Genomic DNA, 23,700 nt, shown 5'->3' with positions numbered 1-23,700 from the left:
GTCACCGGCCTCCGCCGTGTCCGCGCCCGGAGCGACCGGGCCGTCAGCCGTGGTGCGCGTGGTGGTCGGTGCCGATCTCCACGTCTCCGCCGAGCGTGCCGCGCAGCGCCTTGACCACCCCGTCGTCGCCGACGGCGACCCACTTGCGGCCGACGAGGTAGTAGCCGCCGTAGTCCTTCGCGTCGTTGATCCACTCGCGCTGGCCCCGGTCGGTGGCGAAGGTGGCGAGGATGAACCTGCCGTCGCCGTTCCTGCAGATGGCCTGGCGGATCTCGTCGGCGTCGGTCTGCATGTTCGGCCTGCACTTCACCTCGGCGGCCAGGCTCTCCAGGCTGCCGGTCGCCGTGGGCGGGGCCGCCTTGGTGTCCCCGTTCGAACCGCAGCCCGCCAGCGCGAGTACGGCCGCCGCACAGAGCACCGCACGTGTCACCCTCATCTGTTCCTCCGGTCCCGGTCGGCCAAGCATGCCTCAGCTCCTTCGCATACGGCTGCGGGCCCCGGGGTGCTCAATTCCGGTGCGGGCGGGCACGGTGACCCCCGCAGGGGTGAATCACCCATCCGGGGGTGACCAACCTTCCGGCCCGCTCGTTCTCCGGACGTGCAGTCACAGGATGTAGCCCAGCGTCACGCACCCACCGCCACCGAGGACACCGGGCCGGTCGGCCTCGAGCAGGCCGAGGCCGCGCTCGTCGAGCACTACCCACGGCTGGTCCGGATCGCCTACCTGGTGCTGCCACCGGGCCTCGGCCGCAGCCGCCGGGTGCTGACCGCACACGCCCTCGCCCAGCGCTCCCTGCCCCGGGGCCGCGGGCAGCAGGGCGCGATCCCGGCCCAGACCTCGGGCCGGGAGGGGGAGCTCGGGTACGCCTTCCTGCGGGAGCGCGTCCTGCGCGCGGCTCTGGAGACGGCCCGCCCCCGCACGGGCCTGCCCCGGCTCTCCCAACTGCCGCCGCTGCTGCCCCAGGTGTGGGGCCTGAAGCTGTTCCCACGCTCGGGCGGCGCCGACGAACTGGCCCTGGACCAGCGGCTGTCCGCCCTGTCCGGCCCGGCCCGCGCCGCCTATGTGCTGCGCGGCCTGGAGGAGCTGTCCGACGCCGACATCCGTACGGTCCTCACGGCCGCCGGGGTCGAGGACCCGGGCGGCGCGCTGGCCGACGCGAACGGCCTGCCGACCCAGCCCGCGCTGCTCTCCTCCCCCGAGTTCGACCCCTGTCTGCTCCAGGCCCGGCCCACCGACCTGGTGCGCCGCCGCCAGCACACCAAGGCCGCACTCGCTGCCGCCGCGGCGCTCGCGGTGTGCGGGGCCCTGGTCGCCCTGCCCGGCGGCGGCTGGGGCCCGGACGGCGCCGCCGCACCCGCCTACGCCGGGAATCCGGCCGCCGAGGCCGCCCTCGACCCGGGCCGGCTCATCCGGGTCTCCCCCATCGCGTGGGAGTCCGCCGCCCGCACCGACTTCTCGGTGTGGCCGGCGCGCGGCCCGCTCACCGGCGACACGGCCCTGCTGCACCGCGCCCTCGCCGTATGGGCCCGCCCCGGCGAGACCGTCCATGTCTCGGCGACTCCCGGCACGGACACCGGCGGCCCGGCCGGCCCGCCCCAACTGCTGTACGCGGGCCAGGTCGCGGGCGCTCGCGTGGTGATGCTGTACGACGGTCTGCGCATCGCGCGTTACGCCGAGCCGGTCGACGGCACCCAGGGCGCCGCCCTCGACCTCGCCCGTGCCGACGGCGCGACCGGCCCCGAGGCGAGCGCGCTGGTGCTGGGCCGCTCGGACGGCAACGTCCAGTATCTGACCGCGCCCTGGGTGAAGAAGGCGGCCTCTCGTGACCTGAGGAAGCCGGAGACGGCCGCGACCCCGCTGACGCTCAGCGACGGCATCACCGCCCCGCTGGCCAGCCCGGCGCTGCGCCCCGGAAACTGCACCTCCTGGACGGTGCTCCAGCTGACCGACGCCACCGGCTCCCGGCTCAGCACCGACCTGGGTGAGTTGGTACCGGCCCATCTCACCGCCGGCCGGCCCGGCGCGGCCGGCGAGGCGTCCGGCGCGGCAGGGCTTCGGGCCTGGGCGCCGTACGCCTGCTCACTGTCGGTGGAACGCTCCGCGGGGGTGCGCAGCGTCAACGCCTGGACGTTCGCCGGCCAGCCGCTGCCCGACGGCAGCGGGGCGGCCGACTGGGTGTGCACCCGGGCCGAGACCTGGCGCGGTGACGGTACGGGCGCGTTCGCCCAGTTCCACCCACCGGGCGGGCGGGTCGGTGCGGTGGTCGCCAAGGGGACGGACGCCCGGTCCTGCGGGCCACGTGATCCCCATGTGCTGGCCGGGGTGCTGTGGAAGTCCGCGGCCGGGCACTGGTATCTGCTGGCGGCGGGCGACAAGGACACGGCGTCGATCCAGGCGGGGGGCGGGGTCACCGCCGCGGGGCAGGGCCGGTTCCTGGTGGCCCGGGCCAAGCAGGGGTCACGGGCCGACCTGAAGGGCACACTGGAGGACGGGCGGCCGGTCACCGGGCTGCGGTAGCCGGCGGGACGTTTGTTGACACCGGCGTAAACAAGGTCCGCCGCAGGGGTTCTCAGTGCCTCTACCCGCCAGTACATTGACGCCATGTCTAACACGCAGGCCCGGGTGCCCCTCAAGGCACGCAAGGTGTCCTTCTCCTGGGACGGCACGCCGTTGCACTGGGTGCCGGGAGATCCGCTCACCACGCACACCATCAACGTGCTGCACCTGCTGCTGCCCGCCGGTGAGCGGTGGTTCGTGCACGTGTACAAGCAGGTACTGCCGTATATCCGGGACGACCGGCTCCGCGAGGACGTCATCGGGTTCATCGGCCAGGAGGCGATGCACTCCCAGGCCCATGACGAGGTGCTGCCGCACCTGCGCGAGCAGGGGCTCGATCCGACGCCGTACACCGCGCAGGTCGACTGGTTCTTCGAGAAGCTGCTCGGCGACCGGACGCTGCCGCCGGGCAGGCCGCGCCGCTGGTGGCTGATGGAGCGGGTCGCGCTCATCGCCGCCATCGAGCACTACACCGCGTTCCTCGGCAACTGGGTGCTCAACGCCGGTGAACTGGACCGGCGCGGCGCCGATCCGACCATGCTGGACCTGCTGCGCTGGCACGGCGCGGAGGAGGTGGAGCACCGCTCCGTCGCCTTCGAGCTGTTCATGCACGTCGACGGCAGCTACAGCCGGCGCGTACGGACCTGGGCAACGGCCTTTTCGGCACTGGTGTTCCTGTGGCAGCGCGGGACGCGGTTCTTCATGGAGAACGACCCGACCCTCGTCGACGGCAAGGCCTCCTTCAGGGAGTTCCACGTCCGCGGCAGGCGGGGGCTGCTCCCCACGACCGGAGACATGCTCAGGTCCATCCCCCGCTATCTCAGCCGCGCCTACCACCCCTCGCAGGAGGGCGACACCGACCAGGCCGTCGCCTACCTGGCCTCGTCCCCGGCGGCCACGGCGGCGGAGAAGAGGGCCGCCTGATGCCGAAGGTGCGCAACGTCGCGCTCGTCGCGGGCGCCGCCCTGCTGACCCGGCGGGCCCTGCGCCGCCGCATCCAGGCCTCACCGCTGTGGCCGATGCCCGCGCTGGCGGAGCCCACCTCGGGCCGACCGCGCTCGCGGGCCCTGCGGCTGCTGGTGACCTCGCGCGAGACGGTGGCCGACGGTGTCGTCCGGCTGCGCCTGGAGGGGCGGGACCTGCCGCGCTGGGAGCCGGGAGCGCATCTCGACCTCGTCCTGCCGTCAGGGCTCGTCCGGCAGTACTCGCTGTGCGGCGACCCCGAGGACACCTCCTCGTACACCATCGCGGCCCGGCTGGTCGAGAACGGGCGGGGCGGCTCGCGGGAGGTGCACGAGCAGCTCGCCGAAGGCATGGAACTGGAGGTGCGCGGGCCGAGGAACCGTTTCCCCCTGGTCGCGGCGCCCGCGTACGTGTTCGTCGCCGGCGGTATCGGCATCACCCCGATCCTGCCCATGCTGCGGGCCCTGCCGGAGAACGCCGAGTGGCGGTTGCTGTACGCGGGGCGCGACAGGGCCTCGATGCCGTTCCTGGAGGAGGCCGAGAAGCTGGGCCGTGACCGGGTGACCATCGTGGAGGGAAGGCCGGACCTCGACGCTCTGGAGGTGAGCGAGGGGGCCGCCCTCTACTGCTGCGGGCCCGAGGGGCTCATGACGGCCGTCGCGGCGCCCTTCCCGGACGTCCGCGTCGAACGGTTCGCGCCCCGTACCTCGTCCGACGGCAACACGGAGTTCGAGGTCGAACTCAGGCGCAGCGGACGCACGTTGCCCGTCGCCGCCGACTCCACCGTGCTGCAGGCCGTGCGCGGGGAACTGCCGGACACCGCCTACTCCTGCGAGCAGGGCTTCTGCGGGACCTGCCACCAGCGGGTGCTGGAAGGGGAGATCGACCACCGCGACGAGCTGCTGACCGACGAGGAGCGCGTCGGCTCGATGCTGATCTGTGTGTCCAGGTCCAGGAGTGATCGTTTGGTGCTCGACATGTGATCACCTTCGATCGGGTTCCGATCGGTAAGGTGTGCCCATGAGTACCGGGGTTCGCCGCAGAATGGGCGTCGAGGAGCGGCGGCAGCAGCTGATCGGGGTCGCCCTCGACCTGTTCAGCCGACACTCGCCCGACGAGGTCTCCATCGACGAGATAGCGTCGGCCGCCGGCATCTCACGCCCGCTGGTGTACCACTACTTCCCCGGCAAACTCAGCCTGTACGAGGCCGCTTTGAAGCGCGCCGCGGAGGATCTCGCGGGCCGCTTCGCCGAGCCGCACGAAGGACCGCCCGGCGCCCGGCTGCTGCGCGTGATGCACCGCTTCTTCGACTTCGTGGACGAGCACGGCCCCGGTTTCTCGGCACTGATGCGCGGCGGCCCGGCGGTCGGCTCCTCGGCGACGAACGCGCTCATCGACTCCGTGCGGCAGGCCGCCTATGAGCAGATGCTTTCGCACTTGGGCGTCACCGAGGCACCCGCGCGACTGGAACTGGTCATTCGCTCCTGGATCTCGCTCGTCGAGTCGACGGCCCTGATCTGGCTGGAGGGCCGGCACGTCCCGCGCGCCGAGCTGGAGATCCAGCTGGTGCACGACTTCGCCGCGCTGACCGCCGTCAGCGCCGCCTACGACGAGGACATGGCGGCCCTGCTGAAGAAGATGGTCAGAGACGAGCCGACCGACGGCCCCTTCGCGGAGCTCGTCGGCCGGCTCATCACCCTCGGTTGACGCAGGCCCTAGTTCGCCGCCCGGGTGAACACCGCCACCGTCCGTGCCGGGACAGCGAACGTCCCCGTGCCGGAGGCGTAGGCCGAGGTCTTCACCACCGGGTCGGCACCGGCGGCCTGCACCGGGTGCAGGCGGTAGTGGGTATCGGCGAGGGCGCTGACCGTCTGCTCCTGCCGCTGCGGGGTCGCGTTGAAGACGACCACCAGATTACCGAGTTCCATGGTGATCACACCCGGCGTCTCGTCCTTGCCGGACAGCGGGAAGGACAGCTCGGCCTGCACCCCCGCGGCCGTACCCAGCGAGAACGCCTTCTCCGTCGTACGGATCCTCAGCAGGTCCCGGTAGGCGGCGGAGGCCCCGGTGATCTGCTCGCAGCCCACCTTGACCGTGCTCAGCAGCGGCCGGGCGTAGTCCCACTTGGACTGGTTGTCGGCCGCCATGGGCAGTCCGCGCCCGAAGCCGTTGCCGTCGGCGCAGTTCCAGTGGATGGCGTTGAACCAGTCCCCGCTGTCGAAGGAGTTGCGGTCCAGCGACTTCGAACGCAGCAGGTCGGTGCCCGCCTGGGACAGGGACGGCCCCTGCGAGAGGCCGGCCGTGGCCATCGCCAGGACCTGCATCCGGGCCCGGTCGGACGCCGGGGTGTCCTTCGGGAGCTTGTAGGCCAGCGCGTCGAACAGCGACTCGTTGTCGTGCGCGTCGGCATAGGCGAGGGCGTCGCCGGGTGCGTCGGCGTATCCGGCGGGCGAGCCGTTGTAGTCGACCTCGGCGCCGGTGACCTCCTTGCCGTCCGTGTCCGTGAAGTGGTACTTGGCGAGGTTGCCGGTCAGACCGACCTTGATGAGGTCCTGGTAGTGCAGCAGGCGCGCCTTCTGCTCCGCTTCCGAGCCGTTGGCGGTGGAGGAGTTGGGGTCGGTGTACAGCCCGGACGCGAAGCCCTGGACGCCGGGGTCGGAGTCGAAGGGGCTGCCGCCGCGCACCGCGTCACGGGCCCGGTCGGAGAAGGTGGCGATGCCGGTGCCGGCCATGTTCTTCTGCGTGGCCTGCACGAACCGGGCGTCGTCGGCGACCTCCCCGAAGTTCCAGCCCTCGCCGTACAGGATGATCTTCTTGCCGTCGACGCCGTCCTTCTTCGGGGTCAGCGCGTCGAGGGCCTTCCTGACCGCGAGGATGTTGGCCTTCGGGTGGTGGCCCATGAGGTCGAAGCGGAACCCGTCGACCTTGTACTCCTTCGCCCAGGTGACGACCGAGTCCACGACCAGCTTGCCCATCATCGCGTTCTCCGGCGCGGTGTTGGCACAGCAAGTGCTGTTGGCCACCGAGCCGTCGGCGAGGAGGCGCTGGTAGTAGCCGGGCACGATCTTGTCGAGGACGCTGGTGTCCGCCTGGCCGCTGGCCGCCGTGTGGTTGTAGACGACGTCCATGACGACCCGCAGGCCGTCCTCGTTCAGGCCCTGGACCATCCTGCGGAACTGGACCGTACGGGCGGTGCCGTCCGGGTCGGTGGCGTACGAGCCCTCCGGCACCGTGTAGTGGTACGGGTCGTAGCCCCAGTTGTAGGCGTCCTTCGCGGCCGTCTTCGCCACGCACTCCTGCTGCTTGCCCGAGTCGGCGGGGTAGGAGGCGAGGTCGCAGCCGGGGCTCGCCTGGTCCGCCTTCTTCTCGGGGACGGTGGCGAAGTCGAAGGCGGGCAGCAGGTGGACGTACGACGTCCCGGACCTCGCCAGCTGCCTGAGGTGCCTGGAGCCGTCGCTGTCCTTGTCGGTGAAGGCCAGGTAGGTGCCCGGGTGCTTCGAGGTGTGGTCCTCGACGGAGAAGTCCCGGATGTGCAGCTCCTGGATCTGCGCGTCCTTCAGCGGCACGGCCCGGGGCTTGCGCAGGGCCGACCAGCCGCTCGGGGCGAGGGACCTGTCGTCCAGGTCGACGACGAGGCTGCGCTCGGAGTCGGCGGTGAGAGCGAGCGAGTAGGGGTCGGTGACCTTGTTGGTGACCACCTTGCGGACGCTGGGCGCCCAGACCTTCACGACGTACCGGTAGGGCTTGCCCTTCCAGGACGCGGGGCCGGTGACGGACCAGACGCCGGTGGTGGCGTTGCGGTGCATGGCGGTGACCGAGCCGTTCACCTCCAGAGCGACACTCCGGGCCGTGGGCGCCCACACGGAGAGGGTCGGCTTGCCCTCATGGAAGACCGGGCCCAGGTCCGCCTTCGTCGCGCCCGGATACAGGTCGTCCAGCACGCCGGCGATCTGCACTCCGGTCGCGGCCAGCACGGCACCGTCGGCGGCGCGCTGCGAGACCACGAGCTGGCCCTTGACCGCCGCGCGCACCCGGTCCCGGTCGCGTGGGTCGACGGACCAGGCGGTGTACTCCTTCAGGTGCGGGAACTTCGCCTTCTGGGCGTCGGTCAGCGTGGCCTTCTCCAGCCGGATCCAGCGCTCGTCGTCGCTGGTCAGCGCCCCGTCCTTCACGGTGATCGAGCCGTCGTGGCTGTACAGCAGCTGGGTGGAGGCGGCACCGTCCACGCCGTTCCAGGCGAGGGTGTTCCGGTCGATCCAGATCGCCTTGGAGGTGCTCAGGTCGAGGGCGGCGGCGCCGCCCGCCGGCTGCGGCAGCAGGTGCTTCTCCTGGCCGTTCAACAGCCACACCTCATGGCCCTCGGCCTTGAGGTCCAGGGACTGGTCGGCCGGGAGATCCTTGTCGTCGCCCTTGTGGATGATGTAGCTGAGACTGGTGGCACCCTCGGTGAGCGGCACCTCGAAGACCGCGCCATAGGCATCAGTCTTCACCGGCCTCAGCGGGGACGACCAGTCGGTGGGCTGCGCGGCACCCGTCCAGACGTGCAGACCCCAGCCGTCGTAGGCGCCGTCGGCGCGGTGGTAGTGGATGACGGCCTTGGTCGTGTCCTGTGCCGGGTAGTCGGGCTTCTGGGTCAGGACGTCCGCCTTGCCCTGCTCGACCCAGACCTCGCCCGCCTTGGTGACGTCGATGCTCCGGTCGGCGGAGACGTCCTTGTTGCCGTCCTTGTCGATGACCAGGAAGCCGACGCTGGAGGCGCCGGGCTTGAGCCTGACGTAGGCGAAGGCGCCGTAGGCGTCCCGGCCGGTGAAGGGATGGCCGGCCGGCCAGGTCGTGGCCTCGCCGTCGGCGATGTCTCCCCAGGCGTACAGGCGCCAGTCGGCGTAGTCGCCGTCGGTGCGCTTGTAGTGGACGACCACGTAGTCCCGGGAGGAGGCGGTGGGGGTCCCGGGCGCGGGCGGGGTGCCGGAGGTGCTGCTCGCCGTGGCGCTCGCGGTGTGCCCGGCCGAGTCGACCACGACGGCCTTGTAGCGCAGCGTGGTCCCGGCGGGGACGTCCTTGCCGAGGGTCTGGGTGACCTTGTACGGGGCGTGGTCGGCGGAGCCGAGGACCTGCCACTTGGCGTCGCCGACCTCGGCGGCGAAGACGACCCGGTTCAGCTGACCGCCGTCGACGTCCGCGCCGAGCTCTGCCGTGCCGGTGGCTCCGGCGGCCGGTGCCCTCAGGGTGATCGTCGGCTCGGCGGCGGGCTCGGCGAGGGTGCCGGCGGCCTTGTAGACGACGGCGGACTCGGCCGGGACCGTGACGGTGACCTTGCGGTCGCCGTCGGACGTCACCGAGCCGGAGGCGCCGTAGACGCCCCGGTAGGCCCTGTCCGCGGACCCGGTCGCGAAGGTCGCCGTCTGCGCCGTACCGGCGTTGTTGAGGGCGACGACGTACTCCTGCCCGGTCTTCGCGTCCGTACGGGTGAAGGCGTAGACGCCCGCGCCGTCGGCCGCGTAGCGCTCGGTCTGGACTCCGTCGGTCAGGGCCGGGTTGGCCTTGCGGAGCTCGGAGAGCGCGGCGATCCGCCGGTACAGCGGCGCGCTCGTGTCGTACGAGTCGCTGGCGTGGGTGCGGTCGGTGCCGATCTCGTCGTCGTCCAGGTAGTCGGCGACCCTGGAGGCGAACATGGTCTGGCGGGCGTCCTTGTCGCCGCCGGAGCCGGTGAAGCCCTGCTCGTCGCCGTAGTAGACGACCGGGTTGCCGCGGCTGAGGAACATCAGCTCGTCGGCCAGCTCGTCCTTCTTCAGGATCTCGGCGTCGGTGGCCTTCGGGTTGTCCTGCTTCAGGAAGTAGCCGATGCGGCCCATGTCGTGGTTGCCGAGGAAGGTGACCTGCTCGTACGCGTTGGCCTTGTCGGTCGTGTACTTGTAGTCGTCACCGAGGACGCCCGCGAGCTTGTGCGCGCTGCCGCCCTGGGAGGCGTAGGCGCGCGCCGCGTCCTGGAAGGGGAAGTCGAGGGTGGCGTCGAGGCGGCCCTGGGTGACGTACGGGGACGTGACCGAGGTGTCGGCGGAGTAGACCTCGCCGAACATGAAGAAGTTCCTCCGCCCGTGCGCCGCCGCGTACCTGTCCAGGGCGGTGGCCCACTGGGTCCAGAACGGCAGGTCGACGTGCTTGACGGTGTCGATCCGGAAGCCGTCGACGGCGAAGTCCTTCACCCACCGCTCGTAGATCCTCTCCATGCCGTGCACGACCTCGGGACGCTCGGTCCACAGGTCGTCCAGGCCCGAGAAGTCACCGTAGGTCGTGGACTCGCCGGCGTACGTCGAGTCGCCCCGGTTGTGGTACATCGTCGGGTCGTTGAGCCAGGCCGGGACCTTGGCCTGGCTCGTGACCGTCGGGGTGTACGGGAAGGAGGCGCGGGAGACGTCCGGGAACCTCCTGGTGCCGTCCGCGTAGTCGGCGTCGTCGAAGGGCCGGCCGTCCTTGGTCAGGTAGGGGAAGGCACCCTTGGAGAGGTAGTCGGAGGACTTCTGCTCGTAGTCCACGACGTCGGCGGTGTGGTTGGCGATGACGTCGAAGAAGACCTTCATGCCCTTGGCGTGCGCCTCGGAGATGAGGGTCCCGAGGTCCTGGTTGGTGCCGAAGTGCGGGTCCACCTGGGTGAAGTCGGTGATCCAGTACCCGTGGTAGCCGGCGGAGGCGCTGGCACCCGTCCCCTGCACCGGACGGTTCTTGAAGAGGGGGGCCATCCAGATGGCGGTGGTGCCGAGGCCCTTGATGTAGTCCAGCCGCTTGGTCAGGCCCTTGAGGTCGCCGCCCTGGTAGAAACCCTTGTCGGTGGGGTCGTACCCGGTGGTGAGGCGTGAGCCGGTGAGTCCGCCCTCGTCGTTGGACCTGTCCCCGTTGGCGAAACGGTCCGGCATGACGAAGTAGAACTGCTCGCGGGTGTCGTCGTGCCGCGCGGGCTGGGCGGCGAGGGCCGCGTCCGAGGGGGGCGCGGGCGGGGTGGCGGCGTGCGCCGCCAGTGGCTGGATCAGTGCGGCGGCGAGGGCTACGGCGGCGACGGCCGCGGCCCGTCTCGCTCTCGGTATCACAGGCGGTAACTCCTAGCGAATGCGGCTCTCTTGGGTCCGACCCGGCGCGACGGTATCGCTGCCGAAAGCTTTACAGCAAGAGTCTTGAAACTCGTAGCAAGAAGTTTCAACGTCAATCTTTGACGTGCTCTTCTCAACTGCCCCACGCTCACCGGTTGTTGAAACCCGACCCTTCCGGTGCGGCTGTCGTCGGCCGGGTATCCGACCTGGTCGGGCGAGGTGAGTGTGCCGGTGGACACGTCCTTCGAGCACAAGTGCCCCAAGAAGGACCCCGGCTCAGCAGCTCGACTTGCCGGCGTAGATCGCCAGCGCCGTGTTCGAGCCCAGGGTGGCGGTGAACTGCCCTCCCGAGTTCACCGTCACCGTGGTGCTGTTCTGCACGTTGCAGTACGTCCCCGCGGGCAGGGAGGTCTGGTACGTACGGGTCTGGGACGAGGACTCGTGGTTGATCGCCACATACCCCTTGGTGCCACGGCCGAAGGCGATCCAGTTGTTGCCGTTGTCCCACCAGTTCGAGACCGCCTCGCCCCTCGTCGCGTTGCGGAAGGCGACCATCGACTTGATCTCCGGCCAGGCGTGCTGGCACTTCCAGCCGTCCTGCCAGCAGGCGTTGACCTTGCCGCCGTTGGGTGGGCCGGCGTCCGCGTCGGACCACTCGTAGCCGGAGTTGATGTCGGGGGCGCCGTAGGGCCAGGCGAGCATGAAGACGTTGGCCAGGGTGTAGTTGGCGCCGTCCTTGTAGTTCAGGGTGGAGCCGTTGCGTTCCGTGTCGTGGTTGTCGACGAAGACGCCGGCGACCGAGCTCTTCAGGTAGCCCCAGCCCTCGCCGAAGTTGGTCAGGTACGCCAGCTTCTCGGAGTTGAGGACACGCTTGAGGTCGTAGGCGTAGCGGAACTCCTGGACGTCCCCGTTGCCGGTGTACTCGGAGGGCTGGACGGCCTCGTTCGCGCCGTAGATGACCTCCTGCTTCCAGTACACGGAGGGGTTGGTCAGGCGGGACTTGATGTTGGCCAGGTCCTCCGCCGGGATGTGCTTGGCCGCGTCGATGCGGAAGCCGTCGGCGCCCAGCGAGAGCAGGTCGTTCATGTAGCCGGCGATGGTCTTGCGGACGTACTCCTCGCCGGTGTCCAGGTCGGCCAGGCCGACCAGTTCGCAGTGCTGGACGTTCCAGCGGTCCTGGTAGTTGGTGACCTGGGAGGTGCAGTCGTCGAAGTCGGGGGACGAGTACAGACCCGGGTAGTCGTACTTGGTGTACGCCGAGCCGCCGGTGCCGGTGCCGCTGCCCGCCGACATGTGGTTGACGACGGTGTCCACGACGACCTTCAGACCGGCCGCGTGACAGGTGTCGATCATGTTCTTGAACGCGGTGCGGTCGCCGAGACGGCCCGCGAGCCTGTACGACACCGGCTGGTACGAGGTCCACCACTGCGAGCCCGGTATGTGCTCGGCCGGCGGGGAGACCTGGACGTAGCCGTAGCCGGCGGGGCCGAGGGTGGTGGTGCACTCGTGGGCCACCGATGCGTAGTTCCACTCGAAGAGGACGGCGGTGACGTCCTTGGTGCCGGGCGGGGAGGCCTCGGCGGCACCGGTGGGGACGGTGAGGGGGACCGCCAGGCCGGCCACGAGGGCGAGCGTGGCGGCCAGAGTCTTCCTGGCCATGTGTGCTCCTGCACTCCGTTGTGCGTGTGGGGGGAGATTGACTGATCAACGACCAGCGGGTGGCGTGAACCTAACCGTTGCGACAACGTTTCAGCAAGATGTCGAAAGGAATTCCAACAGGCGTCTTCACGCGGCCAGTTCGCCCGTCTCGGCTCCACGGCGTCAACGGTCGCGCGGGGGCGGGCGGCACGTGGAGCTGGTCGCGGCGGGCGGCCGGTACGCGGGGCTGTTCCGCCGGCAGGCGGAGGGGTATGTGCGGTGATCGTCGTGCTGTCGCTCGTCGCCGCGGTGGCCGGAGTGTGCTGTGAGCCGGGCGCCGCATGGTGGTGATCGCCGTGAAGGGCGTGAGCATGCTGCCGACGCCGCGGTCCGGGAATGTGCTGATCGGGCGCCGGACGAGCGCGGGCCGGCTGCGGCCGGGGCAGATCGTGGTGGTCGAGATGCCGGATCCGGGCGTCGACCGGAAGAGCCGGAGCCGGCCGGACCGGGCCTCCCACTTCATGATCGAGCGGCTCGCGGCCATACCCGGCGAGGGGTACCGGCCGCCGCCCGGGACCGCTTCGGCGCGGGCACCGTACCGGCCGGATCCGTGGTGGTGCTGGGCGGCAACCTGCAAGAGAGCGGGGACTCCCGGGAGATCGGTTACTTCCCGGTGGAACGGGTGGTCGGGGTGGCGGTGCGCACGTATCGCCGCAGTCCGGAGGACATGCGGGGGTAACGGGGACGTCACGCTTGCAGGATCCTGCGGAAATTTCCTTGCAACATCTTTCGCAAGGACTTGCAGCCTTGCTACGTTCCTCCCGCGCCCGGCGGCCGTCGATTGGGACAGACGGCACCCGCGGTCTTCCCAAGGGATGATCCGGGCAACCCTCTTCTAGGAGTTCATATGCGACGTGGCATATCGATCGCCGCCGCGGCCACCGTGGTCGCCCTGGCCGCCACCGCCTGCGGCGGCTCGGACAACAAGGCCGACGGCAAGCCGAAGGACCCCAAGGACGTCTCGGGCACCATCACCTACTGGGACACCTCCGACGCGGCGACCGAGGCCCCGGCGTACAAGGCCCTGATCAAGCAGTTCGAGGCCAAGTACCCGAAGATCAAGGTGAACTACCAGAGCATCCCGTTCACCGACGTCGAGCAGAAGTTCAAGTCGGCCGCCAAGAGCGGCAAGGGCGCCCCGGACGTGGTGCGCACCGACGTGGGCCTGATGGCCGAGTACGCCTCGCTGGGCTACATCGCCCCGCTCGACGGCACCGCCGCGCTGCAGAACGCCTCCGACTTCAGCACGGGCGCGATGAACACGGCCAAGATCAACGGCAAGACCTACGGCGTCCCGTCGGTCACCGACACCCTCGCCCTGCTGTACAACAAGGACCTGTTCAAGAAGGCCGGCATCGCCAAGCCGCCGGCCACCTGGGACGAGTTCGTCGCCGACGCCAAGACGATCAAGAAGAAGACCGGCGCGTACGGCACCTACGTCAACCCGGACTCGTACTTCCTGCTCCCGCTGCTGTACAGCAACGGCGCCGACATGGCCGACACCTCGGCGAAGAAGATCACCATCAGCGACAGCAGCGCCGTCACCGCGCTGAACACCGCGAAGAAGATCTACGACGAGGCGTCGATGAAGGTCGACTTCGCGAACGCCTACCAGAACATGCAGACCGCCTTCAAGAACGGCAAGGTGGCCATGCTGATCCAGGGCCCGTGGTCCGTCAGTGACGACCTGACCGGCTCGGCGTTCAAGGGCAAGGAGGCCAACCTCGGGTACGCGCCCGTCCCGGCCGGCGCCGGCGGCAAGGCGCAGGCCCCGACCGGCGGCCACGACCTCGCCGTCTACCAGGGCTCCGGCAACCTGGACGCCAGCTACCTGTTCACGCAGTTCATGACGTCCACCGCGAGCCAGATCACCATCGCGGAGAAGACCGGCACCCTGCCGACCCGCAAGTCGGCCTACACCGCCGCGGTCACCTCCGACCCCAAGATCGCCGGCTTCAAGCCGATCCTGGAGCAGACCGCCCGTCCGCGCGTCGCGCTCCCCCAGGTCGGCTCGCTGTTCACGCCGCTGCAGCAGAACTACGTGAAGATCCTGCAGGGCGACGCGTCGGTCAAGTCCGGCCTGGACGCCACCGCCAAGCAGTTCCAGACCCTCCTGCCCGGCTACTCCATCGGCTGACCTGAACGGTCGGTAGCCGCACCGTAACCGAAGGACACGCAGCCCCGGGGAACGTTCTTTCCCCGCTGCCGCCCCGACCGGGGCTCCCCGGGGCTGCGGAACCACCCCACCTTTGCCGCGAACGAGCCGATAAGAGTCGATGAGGATGAGCACCGCAGCGAGCACGGCACAGACCGACAAGACAGCGCGGGACGACAGGTCCCCGCGCCCCGCACGCGTTTCACGCCTCAGGCGGTCCTGGGACAAGTACTGGTACGCCTGGGCGATGGTGGCCCCGGTCGCCGTGGTGATCACCGTGCTGGTCCTGTATCCGCTGGGGTACGGCTTCTACCAGTCGCTGACCAACGCCAACGAGTCGAACGTCGCCACCACGATCGGCGCCTTCCACCGGCCCGCGACCTACGACTTCGTCGGCCTCGACAACTACTGGCACGTCCTGTCGGGCGCGGACGGCGACTTCTACCCGCGCCTGGTGTGGACGGTGGTGTGGACGGTCTCCTGCGTCGCCCTGCAGGTCGGCATCGGCATGGGCCTCGCCGTTCTCCTCAACCGCGAGATGCGGCTGCGCGGCTTCTACCGGGCGATGCTGATCCTGCCCTGGGCGGTCCCGTCGTTCATCGGCGTCTTCGCCTGGCGGCTGATGCTGAACTCCCAGTACGGCGTCTTCAACGAGATCATCACCGCGGTCGGCCTGCCCGAGCAGAACTGGCTCGGCACCCCGATGGCCCAGAAGGTCGCCGTCATCATGGTGAACGTCTGGATCGGCATCCCCTTCAACATGGTCGCCGTGCTCGGCGGCCTGCAGTCGATCCCCAAGGAGCTGTACGAGGCCGCCGAGATGGACGGTGCCTCGCCCTGGCAGCGGTTCGTCAACGTCACGCTGCCCGGTCTGCGCCCGGTGTCCAACACCGTGGTCCTGCTCGGCTGCATCTGGACGTTCAACATGTTCAACGTCATCTACCTGCTGCTGGGCAACAACACCACCGGCGACACCGACATCCTCGTCACCTTCGCCTTCCGCAAGGCCTTCACCGGCATCTCGGACTACTCGGGAGCGGCGACCTACGGGATCATCATCCTCGCCCTCCTGCTGGCCTTCTCGACGTTCTACCGCCGCAGCACCCTGAAGTCCGAGCAGGCGTAAGGAGCAACCGCCATGACCGCAGCGACCCACGAGACCCCCGCGACCGCTCCCGCCGCCACCCGTTCCCCGGCCGCCCCGTCCCGCAAGGTGCGCGGGCGTGAGGAACGCGGCCCCGTAGCGTCGATCGCCCTGCACGCCACCCTGATCCTGGCCACGGTCATCGCGGCCTTCCCGGTGGTGTGGATCCTGTTCATCTCGCTGGGCCCGAAGAACGCCTGGCAGCAGCCGAGCGAGGTGCTCAAGGACCTCAGCTTCCACAACTACAGCGACGTACTGGCCCATTCGGACCTGCCGAAGTGGTTCCTGAACACCGTCGTCGTGGCCGGCGGCACCACCCTGCTGGGCGTCTTCCTCGCGGCGACCGCCGGGTACGCGGTGTCCCGGATGAAGTTCCCGGGCAGCCGGCAGCTGATGTGGACCTTCCTGGTCACCCAGATGTTCCCCAGTATCGTGCTGATCGTGCCGCTGTATCTGCTTCTGTCCGAGTTGGACCTCCTCGACAACTACCTCGGTCTGATCCTGGCGTACGCGACCACGGCGGTGCCCTTCTGCGCCTGGATGATGAAGGGCTACTTCGACACCATCCCCAAGGAGATCGACGAGGCGGGCCGGGTGGACGGCCTCACCCCGATCGGCACCTTCTGGCGGCTGATCGTGCCGCTGGCCAAGCCGGGCCTCGCGGTGACCGCGTTCTACAGCTTCCTCACCGCCTGGGGCGAGGTCGCCTACGCCACGCAGTTCATGCAGTCCGACCACTACACGCTCGCCGTCGGCATCCGCACCTTCGCACAGGACCAGCGGCCCGACTGGGCGTGGACCTCGGCCACCGCGATCATCATCACCATCCCGGCGGCCCTCGTGTTCATGCTCGTGCAGCGCAGCCTGGTCTCCGGACTGACCGCCGGCGGCACCAAGTCCTGACCGCCCGGCCCGGCACCCCGCACGCTTCTTCGTCGTTCCCCCCGCATCACGTAAGGGAATCCATGACCCAGCACGTCACCGACGCAGCCCCCACCGACGCCTCCTCCGCCGCCTCCGGGCGCCGGGAGTGGTGGCGCGACGCGGTCATCTACCAGGTCTACCCGCGCAGCTTCGCCGACGGCAACGGCGACGGCATGGGGGACCTGCCCGGCATCCGCTCCCGGCTGCCGTACCTGAAGCGGCTGGGTGTGGACGCCGTGTGGCTGTCACCCTTCTACGCCTCCCCGCAGGCCGACGCGGGCTACGACGTCGCCGACTACCGGGCCGTGGACCCGATGTTCGGCACCCTGACCGACGCCGACGACCTGGTGCGCGACGCCCATGGACTGGGTCTGAAGGTCATCGTCGACGTGGTGCCCAACCACTGCTCCGACCAGCACGAGTGGTTCAAGCAGGCGCTGCGGGAGGGCCCCGGTTCGCCGCTGAGGGAGCGGTTCCACTTCCGGCCGGGCAAGGGCGCGAACGGAGAACTGCCGCCGAACGACTGGGAGTCGATCTTCGGCGGTCCGGCCTGGACCCGGGTCACCGAACCGGACGGCACCCCCGGCGAGTGGTACCTCCACCTGTTCGCCCCGGAGCAGCCCGACTTCAACTGGGACCACCCGGCCGTGCACGACGAGTTCCGCTCCATCCTGCGGTTCTGGCTGGACCTCGGCATCGACGGCTTCCGCATCGACGTGGCGCACGGCCTGGTCAAGGCGGCCGGCCTGCCGGACATCGGCCATGACGAGCAGGTCAAGCTGCTCGGCACCGAGGCCGTGCCGTACTTCGACCAGGACGGCGTGCACGAGATCTACCGGGGCTGGCGTCGGATCCTGGACGAGTACGACAGAAATGAGGGGCCCGAAGGGCCTTCCTCGGAAGGGCGGGGGCGGGTGACGGGCGGGCGGATCGCCGTCGCCGAGGCGTGGACGCCGACCGTGGAGCGCAGCGCGCTGTACATCCGGCCCGACGAGCTCCACCAGGCCTTCAACTTCTCCTACCTGACCACCGGCTGGAACGCGGCGGACCTGCGCGAGGTCGTCGACCGCTCGCTCAGCGCCATGAACGCGGTGCACGCGCCGGCGACCTGGGTGCTGTCCAACCACGACGTGGTACGGCACACCACGCGCCTCGCGGAAGGGGACGAGGCGCGTGGTCTGCGCCGGGCCCGGGCAGCGACCCTGCTGATGCTGGCGCTGCCCGGCTCGGCGTACCTCTACCAGGGCGAGGAGCTGGGCCTGCCCGAGGTCGTCGACCTGCCCGACGAGGTGCGCCAGGACCCGGCGTTCTTCCGCAGCTCGGGCCAGGACGGCACGCGCGACGGCTGCCGGGTGCCGCTGCCGTGGTCGGGCGAGGCGGCGCCGTTCGGCTTCGGTCCCGTCGAGGGCGGCCCGAGCTGGCTTCCGCAGCCGGCCGACTGGAAGGACCTGACCGTCGCGGCCCAGGAGGGCGACCCCACCTCCACCCTGGAGTTCTACCGCAGCGCGCTGGCCGTGCGCCGCGAGCACCCGGCGCTCGGCGCCGGCCGCCAGGTGACCTGGCTGGACACCCCACAGGGGGTCCTGGCCTTCCGCCGCGACACCGCCGACGGTTCGTTCGTCTGCATGGTCAACCTCACCGCCACCCCGGTTTCCGTGCCCACTCCCGGCACACTGCTGCTCGCCAGCGCCGATGTCGAGCCGGGCCCGGCCCACACCGCGGTCCCCGCGGATTGCGCCATCTGGTGGGCAGTCTGAGATGCGACCGGTACAGTCCAATCCTGTGACCACACGGCTTGCCGACATCGCTGCGCAGGCGGGGGTGAGCGAAGCGACCGTCAGCCGGGTCCTCAACGGGAAGCCGGGCGTCGCCGCCACCACCCGCCAGTCCGTGCTCGCCGCGCTGGACGTCCTGGGCTACGAGCGCCCGGTGCGGTTGCGGCAGCGCAGCGAGGGGCTGGTCGGGCTGATCACGCCGGAGCTGGAGAACCCGATATTCCCGGCCCTGGCCCAGGTCATCGGCCAGGCACTGACCCGTCAGGGCTACACCCCGGTGCTCGCCACCCAGACCCCGGGCGGGTCGACCGAGGACGAGCTGACCGAGATGCTCGTGGACCGCGGGGTCGCCGGGATCATCTATGTCTCCGGGCTGCACGCGGACACCACCGCCGACATGCAGCGCTATGAGCGGCTGCGGGCGCAGGGCGTGCCGTTCGTGCTGGTGGACGGGTTCTCGCCGAAGGTGCAGGCGCCGTTCATCTCCCCCGACGACCGGGCCGCGATGACGCTCGCGGTGACGCATCTGGTGTCGCTCGGGCACACCCGGATCGGGCTCGCCCTCGGGCCGAAGCGGTTCGTGCCGGTGCAGCGCAAGATCGAGGGCTTCGTGCGGGCCGTGCAGGACCAGTTGGGGCTCACCGCCGAGACGGTCGAGACCGAGCTGATCCAGCACTCGCTGTACACCCTGGAGGGCGGTCAGGCCGCGGCCACCGCGCTGATCGACCGGGACTGCACGGCCGTGGTGTGCGCCAGCGACATGATGGCGCTCGGTGCCATACGGGCGGCGCGGCAGCGTGGTCTGGAGGTGCCCCGGGACGTGTCGGTGGTGGGCTTCGACGACTCCCCGCTGATCGCCTTCACCGATCCGCCGCTGACCACGGTCCGCAAACCGGTTCCGGCGATGGGGCAGGCCGCGGTGCGCACGCTGCTGGAGGAGATCGGCGGGACGCCCGCGCCGCACAGCGAGTTCGTGTTCATGCCGGAGTTGGTGGTGCGCGGTTCGACCGCGTCGGCACCGCATGTCGTCCGTTCGTCGTAGAAGGTGCGCCGCGGACCCGACCTTGGGATGATCGGTCGAGGAGGCCTTTTCTGGCAGACTTGATGGCTATGAGTGACTCGACCGTGACGCAGCCGGAAGGTCGCGAGGAGGTGGCCGTTCCGCAGGCCGTCACGGGCGAGGACAGACGGGGCGCGCGGGGCCTCGTGGGCCGGCCGCGGCGTCCACGGCGGCCCCGGCTCTGGTTCGAGATCCTTCTGATCGCGGTGAGTTACTGGACGTACTCACTGATCCGCAACGCCGTCCCGGAACAGAAGGGCAAGGCGCTGCGCAACGCCGACTGGATCTGGGGCGTCGAGCACGATCTGGGCATCGCCGTCGAGCAGTCCGTCAACCACGCCGTCAACTCGGCGACTTGGCTGATCATCGGCATGAACTACTACTACGCCACCCTGCACTTCGTCATCACGATCGGTGTGCTGGTGTGGCTGTACCGATGGCATCCGGGGCGTTACGCGGCGGCGCGGCTGGCACTGTTCGCGACCACCGGTGTGGCGCTCGTCGGTTACTATCTGTTTCCGCTCGCGCCCCCTCGGTTGATGCGCGGCGGGCGCTTCGTGGACACGGTCATGGTCCACCACACCTGGGGCTCGATGGCTTCCGGCGACCTGAAGCACATGTCGAACCAGTACGCGGCGATGCCGTCGATGCACATCGGCTGGTCGCTGTGGTGCGGGCTGACGATCTTCGCGCTGGCGTCCGTGCCGTGGGTGCGGGTGCTGGGCCTGCTGTATCCGGCGGCCACCCTGCTGGTCATCGTCGCCACCGCCAACCACTTCTGGCTGGACGCGGTGGGCGGCGTGCTGTGCCTGGCCTTCGGTTTCACCGTGGCGCGGGTGTGGTACGGCGCTGTGCCGTACGCCCTGCCGAGGGCGGCGCCGGCCCGGGTGGCGGAACCGGCTCCGTCGGCTCAGTCCGCGTAGAACAGCTCATCGACCACCGTGCGCGCCCTGCGGGTGGTACGGCGGTACGCGTCCAGCATGTCCCCGGCGTGCCCGGCGCCGTAGCCCAGGTAGCGGCCCACGGCGGCCAGCTCGCGGGGCTCGGTCGGGAAGGTGTCCCCGGCCCGGCCCCGCACCAGCATCACCGCGTTGCGCACCCGGGTCGCCAGCACCCAGGCCTCGTCCAGGATCTCCGCCTCCTCGGCGGACAGCAGCCCGGCCTCGCGGGCGGCGGTCAGTGCCTCGCGGGTGCGGGTGGTGCGCAGGCCGGGGTGGTCCCAGCCGTGCCGGAGCTGGAACAGCTGCACGGTCCACTCCACGTCGGACAGGCCGCCCGGTCCGAGCTTGGTGTGCAGCCTGGGATCGGCGCCGCGCGGCAGGCGCTCGGCCTCCATCCGGGCCTTCAGGCGGCGGATCTCGCGTACGGCGTCCTCGCCGAGGCCGTGGACCGGGTAGCGCAGCGGGTCGATCAGTTCCGTGAAGCGCCGGCCCAGCTCCTCGTCGCCGGCGACCGGCTCGGCCCGCAGCAGCGCCTGGGACTCCCAGACCAGGGACCAGCGGCGGTAGTACGCCTCGTACGACTTCATGGTGCGCACCAGCGGGCCCGACTTGCCCTCCGGGCGCAGGCCGGCGTCGATGAGCAGCGGCGGGTCGGCGCTGGGCAGCTGGAGCAGCCGGCTCATCTCGGCGACGACCTTGTTCGCCGCCGCGGCCGCCTCGTGCTCGTCGACGCCGTCCTGCGGCTCGTGCACGAAGACGACGTCCGCGTCGGATCCGTAGCCCAGCTCGTGACCGCCGAAGCGGCCCATCCCTATGATCGCGAAACGGGTGGGGAGCGTGTCGCCCCAGCCGTCGCGGACCACCGCGCGCAGGGTGCCGGCGAGGGTGGCGGCGGTGAGATCGGAGACCGCTGCACCGACCCGGTCCACCAGGGCGCCCTGGTCCGCCTCGGCGGGGCTGGTCTCGGTGCCGTAGGAGCCGACGATGTCGGCGGCGGCCGTCCGGAACAGCTCGCGGCGGCGGACGCCGCGGGCCGCCGTGACGCCCTGCTCGGCGTTCTCCGCGCGGCCCACGGCGGCCAGGATCTCCTGTTCGAGGGGGGTGCGCTCGCGGGGCGCGAGGCCGCCACCGCTCACGCCGGTGCCGTCGCCGTCGCCGAGCAGCGCCACCGCCTCCGGGGCGCGCATCAGGAGGTCGGGGGCGAGGCGGCCCGCCGACAGGACGCGGGCCAGGTTCTCGGCCGCCGCGCCCTCGTCGCGCAGCAGGCGCAGGTACCAGGGGGTCTTGCCGAGCGCGTCGGAGACCTTGCGGAAGTTCAGCAGGCCGGCGTCCGGGTCCGCCGAGTCGGCGAACCAGCCGAGGAGGACGGGGAGCAGGGTGCGCTGGATGGCCGCCTTGCGGGTCACGCCGGAGGCGAGGGCCTCCAGGTGGCGCAGGGCGGCGGCGGGGTCGGCGTAGCCGAGGGCGACCAGGCGCTCGCGGGCCGCCTCGGGGCTCAGGCGGGCCTCGCCGGGGGCGAGTTGGGCGACCGCGTCGAGCAGCGGACGGTAGAAGAGCTTCTCGTGCAGCCGTCGTACGACGCCGGTGTGCCGCTTCCACTCGCGGTTCAGGTCGGCCACCGGGTCGGTGCGCAGGCCGAGGGAGCGGCCGAGGCGGCGCAGGTCCGGTTCCGCCGTGGGCACGAGGTGGGTGCGGCGCAGGCGGTAGAGCTGGATGCGGTGCTCCATCGAGCGCAGGAAGCGGTACGCCTCGTCCAGGCGGGCGGCGTCCTCGCGGCCGACGTAGCCTCCGGCGGCCAGGGCCTGCAGGGCGTCCAGGGTGGTGCCGCTGCGGAGGGTCTGGTCGGTGCGGCCGTGGACCAACTGGAGGAGCTGTACGGCGAATTCGACGTCGCGCAGGCCGCCGGGGCCGAGTTTGAGTTCCCTTTCGATCTCGGCGGCGGGGATGTTCGCGATGACGCGGCGGCGCATCTGCTGGACGTCCGGTACGAAGTTCTCGCGCTCGGCGGCCTTCCAGACCATGGGTTCGAGCGCGTCGACGTACGCCCGGCCCAGTTCCGCGTCGCCCGCTACCGGGCGGGCCTTGAGCAGGGCCTGGAACTCCCAGGTCTTCGCCCAGCGTTGGTAGTAGGCGAGGTGGGAGGAGAGGGTGCGGACGAGGGGGCCGTTGCGGCCCTCGGGGCGGAGGTTGGCGTCCACCGGCCAGATGGAGCCCTCGACCGTGGTCTCGGAGCAGATCCGCATGAGGTGCGAGGCGAGGCGGGTGGCGCAGGTCAGGGCGTGGGCTTCCGTGGTGCCTTCCGCCGCCTCCGCCACGAAGATCACGTCCACGTCCGAGACGTAGTTCAGTTCGTGGCCGCCGCACTTGCCCATCGCGATCACCGCGAGGCGGCAGGCGGCGGCGTCCTCGGGGGCCTTCGCCCGCGCCAGGGCCAGGGCCGCGCGGAGCGTGGCGGTGGCGAGGTCGGCGAGTTCGGCGGCCGTCTCGGCGACGTCGATGGTGCCGCAGACGTCGCGGGCGGCGATGGACAGCAGGCAGCGGCGGTAGGCCACGCGGAGGGAGAGGGGGTCGGCGGCCTCGGCCAGGCCGCGCTCGAACTCCTCGACGCCGGGGTGCAGGTCCCGGGGCTCGTAGGTGACCAGGGCGTGCCAGTCGCTCGGGTGGCGGGCCAGGTGGTCGGCGAGGGCGGCGGAGGCGCCGAGGACGCCGAGGAGGCGGTCGCGCAGCGGCTTGGCCGCGATGAGGGTGTCCAGCAGTTCGCGGTGGGCCGTGGGGCCGTCCTGGGCCTCCAGGAGGCGGACCAGGCCGTGCAGGGCGAGGTCGGGGTCCGGGGTGGCGCCGAGGGCTTCCAGGAGGACGGGGTCGTCGCGGACGGGGGCGAGTTCCGGGCCGTCGAGGAGGCGCTCTGCGGCGGAGGGGTCGGTGAAGCCGTGTCGGAGCAGGCGGGTGAAGGTGCTGCTTCTGCGGCCCGGCGTCATCTCCGTGGCCTCCCCTCGGGTGCGGTTCTCCTGGCCAGAGCCTAGCCGGAGGGGGCGGGGCGGGGTGGGGCGGCTCGGGGGTGGGGCGGCTCGGGCGGTGGGGCGGCTCGGGGCGGTGGGGCGGCTCGGGGCGGTGGGGCGGTGTCGGGCGGTGGGGCGGTGTCGGGCGGTGGGCGGGGGGCGGTGCGGGTCCGGTGCGGGTGCCGGGTGCCGCGCGGTGGGGGCCGGCGCGGGTGCCGGGTGCCGCGCGGTGGGGGCCGGCGCGGGTGCCGGGTGCCGCGCGGTGGGGGCCGGCGCGGGTGCCGGGTGCCGCGCGGTGGGGGCCGGCGCGGGTGCCGGGTGCCGAGCGGGGGGGGCCGGCGCGGGTGCCGGGTGCCGCGCGGGGGGGGCCGGCGCGGGTGCCGGGTGCCGCGCGGTGGGGGC

At 71.0% G+C, this 23,700-nt stretch carries 15 protein-coding genes; 11 read left to right on the top strand and 4 right to left on the bottom strand.

All coding sequences use genetic code 11. The features are described 5' to 3' along the window. Window positions 1-43: 43 nt before the first annotated feature. Entirely contained in the window at window positions 44-436 is a 393-nt protein-coding gene (locus ACZ7GZ_RS38210) for a hypothetical protein (protein WP_471031755.1), read from the bottom strand. A gap of 162 nt (window positions 437-598) precedes the next feature. Here ACZ7GZ_RS38210 and ACZ7GZ_RS38205 point away from each other — a divergent pair, with 162 nt between their 5' ends. The 4 genes from ACZ7GZ_RS38205 (at window position 599) to ACZ7GZ_RS38190 (ending at window position 5,227) form a co-directional block, all read left to right on the top strand. Then, window positions 599-2,518, top strand: a complete 1,920-nt coding sequence (locus ACZ7GZ_RS38205; protein WP_471031753.1) for a hypothetical protein — start codon at window positions 599-601, stop codon at window positions 2,516-2,518. An 84-nt stretch (window positions 2,519-2,602) separates the two neighbouring features. Then, complete coding sequence (locus ACZ7GZ_RS38200; protein ID WP_471031750.1) at window positions 2,603-3,481, top strand: metal-dependent hydrolase; 879 nt, start codon at window positions 2,603-2,605, stop codon at window positions 3,479-3,481. Beyond that, window positions 3,481-4,503 (top strand): PDR/VanB family oxidoreductase, encoded by a 1,023-nt coding sequence (locus ACZ7GZ_RS38195; RefSeq protein ID WP_471031749.1) that lies wholly within the window; start codon window positions 3,481-3,483, stop codon window positions 4,501-4,503. Before ACZ7GZ_RS38200 ends, ACZ7GZ_RS38195 begins: the two co-directional genes overlap by 1 nt. Before the next feature lie 37 nt (window positions 4,504-4,540). After that, entirely contained in the window at window positions 4,541-5,227 is a 687-nt protein-coding gene (locus ACZ7GZ_RS38190) for a TetR/AcrR family transcriptional regulator (protein ID WP_471031746.1), read from the top strand. 8 nt (window positions 5,228-5,235) lie between these two features. On the opposite strand, the gene pulA is transcribed toward ACZ7GZ_RS38190, so the two are convergent. Together pulA and ACZ7GZ_RS38180 are read right to left on the bottom strand one after the other, a co-directional pair. Continuing rightward, entirely contained in the window at window positions 5,236-10,602 is a 5,367-nt protein-coding gene (pulA, locus tag ACZ7GZ_RS38185; protein WP_471031745.1) for a pullulanase-type alpha-1,6-glucosidase, read from the bottom strand. Window positions 10,603-10,878: 276 nt separating this feature from the next. Next, a complete protein-coding gene (locus tag ACZ7GZ_RS38180) occupies window positions 10,879-12,261 on the bottom strand; it encodes an alpha-amylase (protein ID WP_471031742.1) in 1,383 nt (460 codons plus the stop codon). A gap of 304 nt (window positions 12,262-12,565) precedes the next feature. On the opposite strand from ACZ7GZ_RS38180, the gene ACZ7GZ_RS38175 reads away from it, so the two are divergent. The 7 genes from ACZ7GZ_RS38175 to ACZ7GZ_RS38145 all read left to right on the top strand — a co-directional run bounded on the left by ACZ7GZ_RS38175 (window position 12,566) and on the right by ACZ7GZ_RS38145 (window position 20,281). After that, window positions 12,566-12,979, top strand: coding sequence for a S26 family signal peptidase (locus ACZ7GZ_RS38175; protein WP_471031741.1), 414 nt, complete (start codon window positions 12,566-12,568; stop codon window positions 12,977-12,979). 168 nt (window positions 12,980-13,147) lie between these two features. Then, window positions 13,148-14,437 carry an extracellular solute-binding protein gene (locus ACZ7GZ_RS38170; protein WP_471031739.1) on the top strand — a complete coding sequence of 430 codons (1,290 nt, stop codon included), beginning with the start codon at window positions 13,148-13,150 and terminating at the stop codon, window positions 14,435-14,437. A 139-nt stretch (window positions 14,438-14,576) separates the two neighbouring features. Beyond that, the gene (locus tag ACZ7GZ_RS38165; RefSeq protein ID WP_471031736.1) at window positions 14,577-15,581 is read left to right on the top strand and encodes a carbohydrate ABC transporter permease; all 1,005 of its coding nucleotides are present in this window, start codon (window positions 14,577-14,579) and stop codon (window positions 15,579-15,581) included. A 12-nt stretch (window positions 15,582-15,593) separates the two neighbouring features. After that, window positions 15,594-16,502 carry a sugar ABC transporter permease gene (locus ACZ7GZ_RS38160; protein ID WP_471031734.1) on the top strand — a complete coding sequence of 303 codons (909 nt, stop codon included), beginning with the start codon at window positions 15,594-15,596 and terminating at the stop codon, window positions 16,500-16,502. A gap of 62 nt (window positions 16,503-16,564) precedes the next feature. Next, window positions 16,565-18,280, top strand: coding sequence for a glycoside hydrolase family 13 protein (locus tag ACZ7GZ_RS38155; protein WP_471031732.1), 1,716 nt, complete (start codon window positions 16,565-16,567; stop codon window positions 18,278-18,280). 25 nt (window positions 18,281-18,305) lie between these two features. Then, a complete protein-coding gene (locus ACZ7GZ_RS38150) occupies window positions 18,306-19,340 on the top strand; it encodes a LacI family DNA-binding transcriptional regulator (protein ID WP_471031729.1) in 1,035 nt (344 codons plus the stop codon). Between the two features lie 68 nt (window positions 19,341-19,408). Beyond that, window positions 19,409-20,281, top strand: a complete 873-nt coding sequence (locus ACZ7GZ_RS38145) for a phosphatase PAP2 family protein (RefSeq protein WP_471031726.1) — start codon at window positions 19,409-19,411, stop codon at window positions 20,279-20,281. Here ACZ7GZ_RS38145 and ACZ7GZ_RS38140 read toward each other — a convergent pair. Continuing rightward, window positions 20,269-23,277, bottom strand: coding sequence for a bifunctional [glutamine synthetase] adenylyltransferase/[glutamine synthetase]-adenylyl-L-tyrosine phosphorylase (locus ACZ7GZ_RS38140; RefSeq protein ID WP_471031725.1), 3,009 nt, complete (start codon window positions 23,275-23,277; stop codon window positions 20,269-20,271). The two genes, ACZ7GZ_RS38145 and ACZ7GZ_RS38140, sit on opposite strands and share 13 nt — an antisense overlap. Between the last annotated feature and the right edge of the window lie 423 nt (window positions 23,278-23,700).

The sequence above is a fragment of the Streptomyces sp. NPDC037288 genome (genome assembly GCF_055603265.1).
Note: the sequence above shows the minus strand (reverse complement) of the source record. Positions and strands in the feature narration are given on the sequence as shown.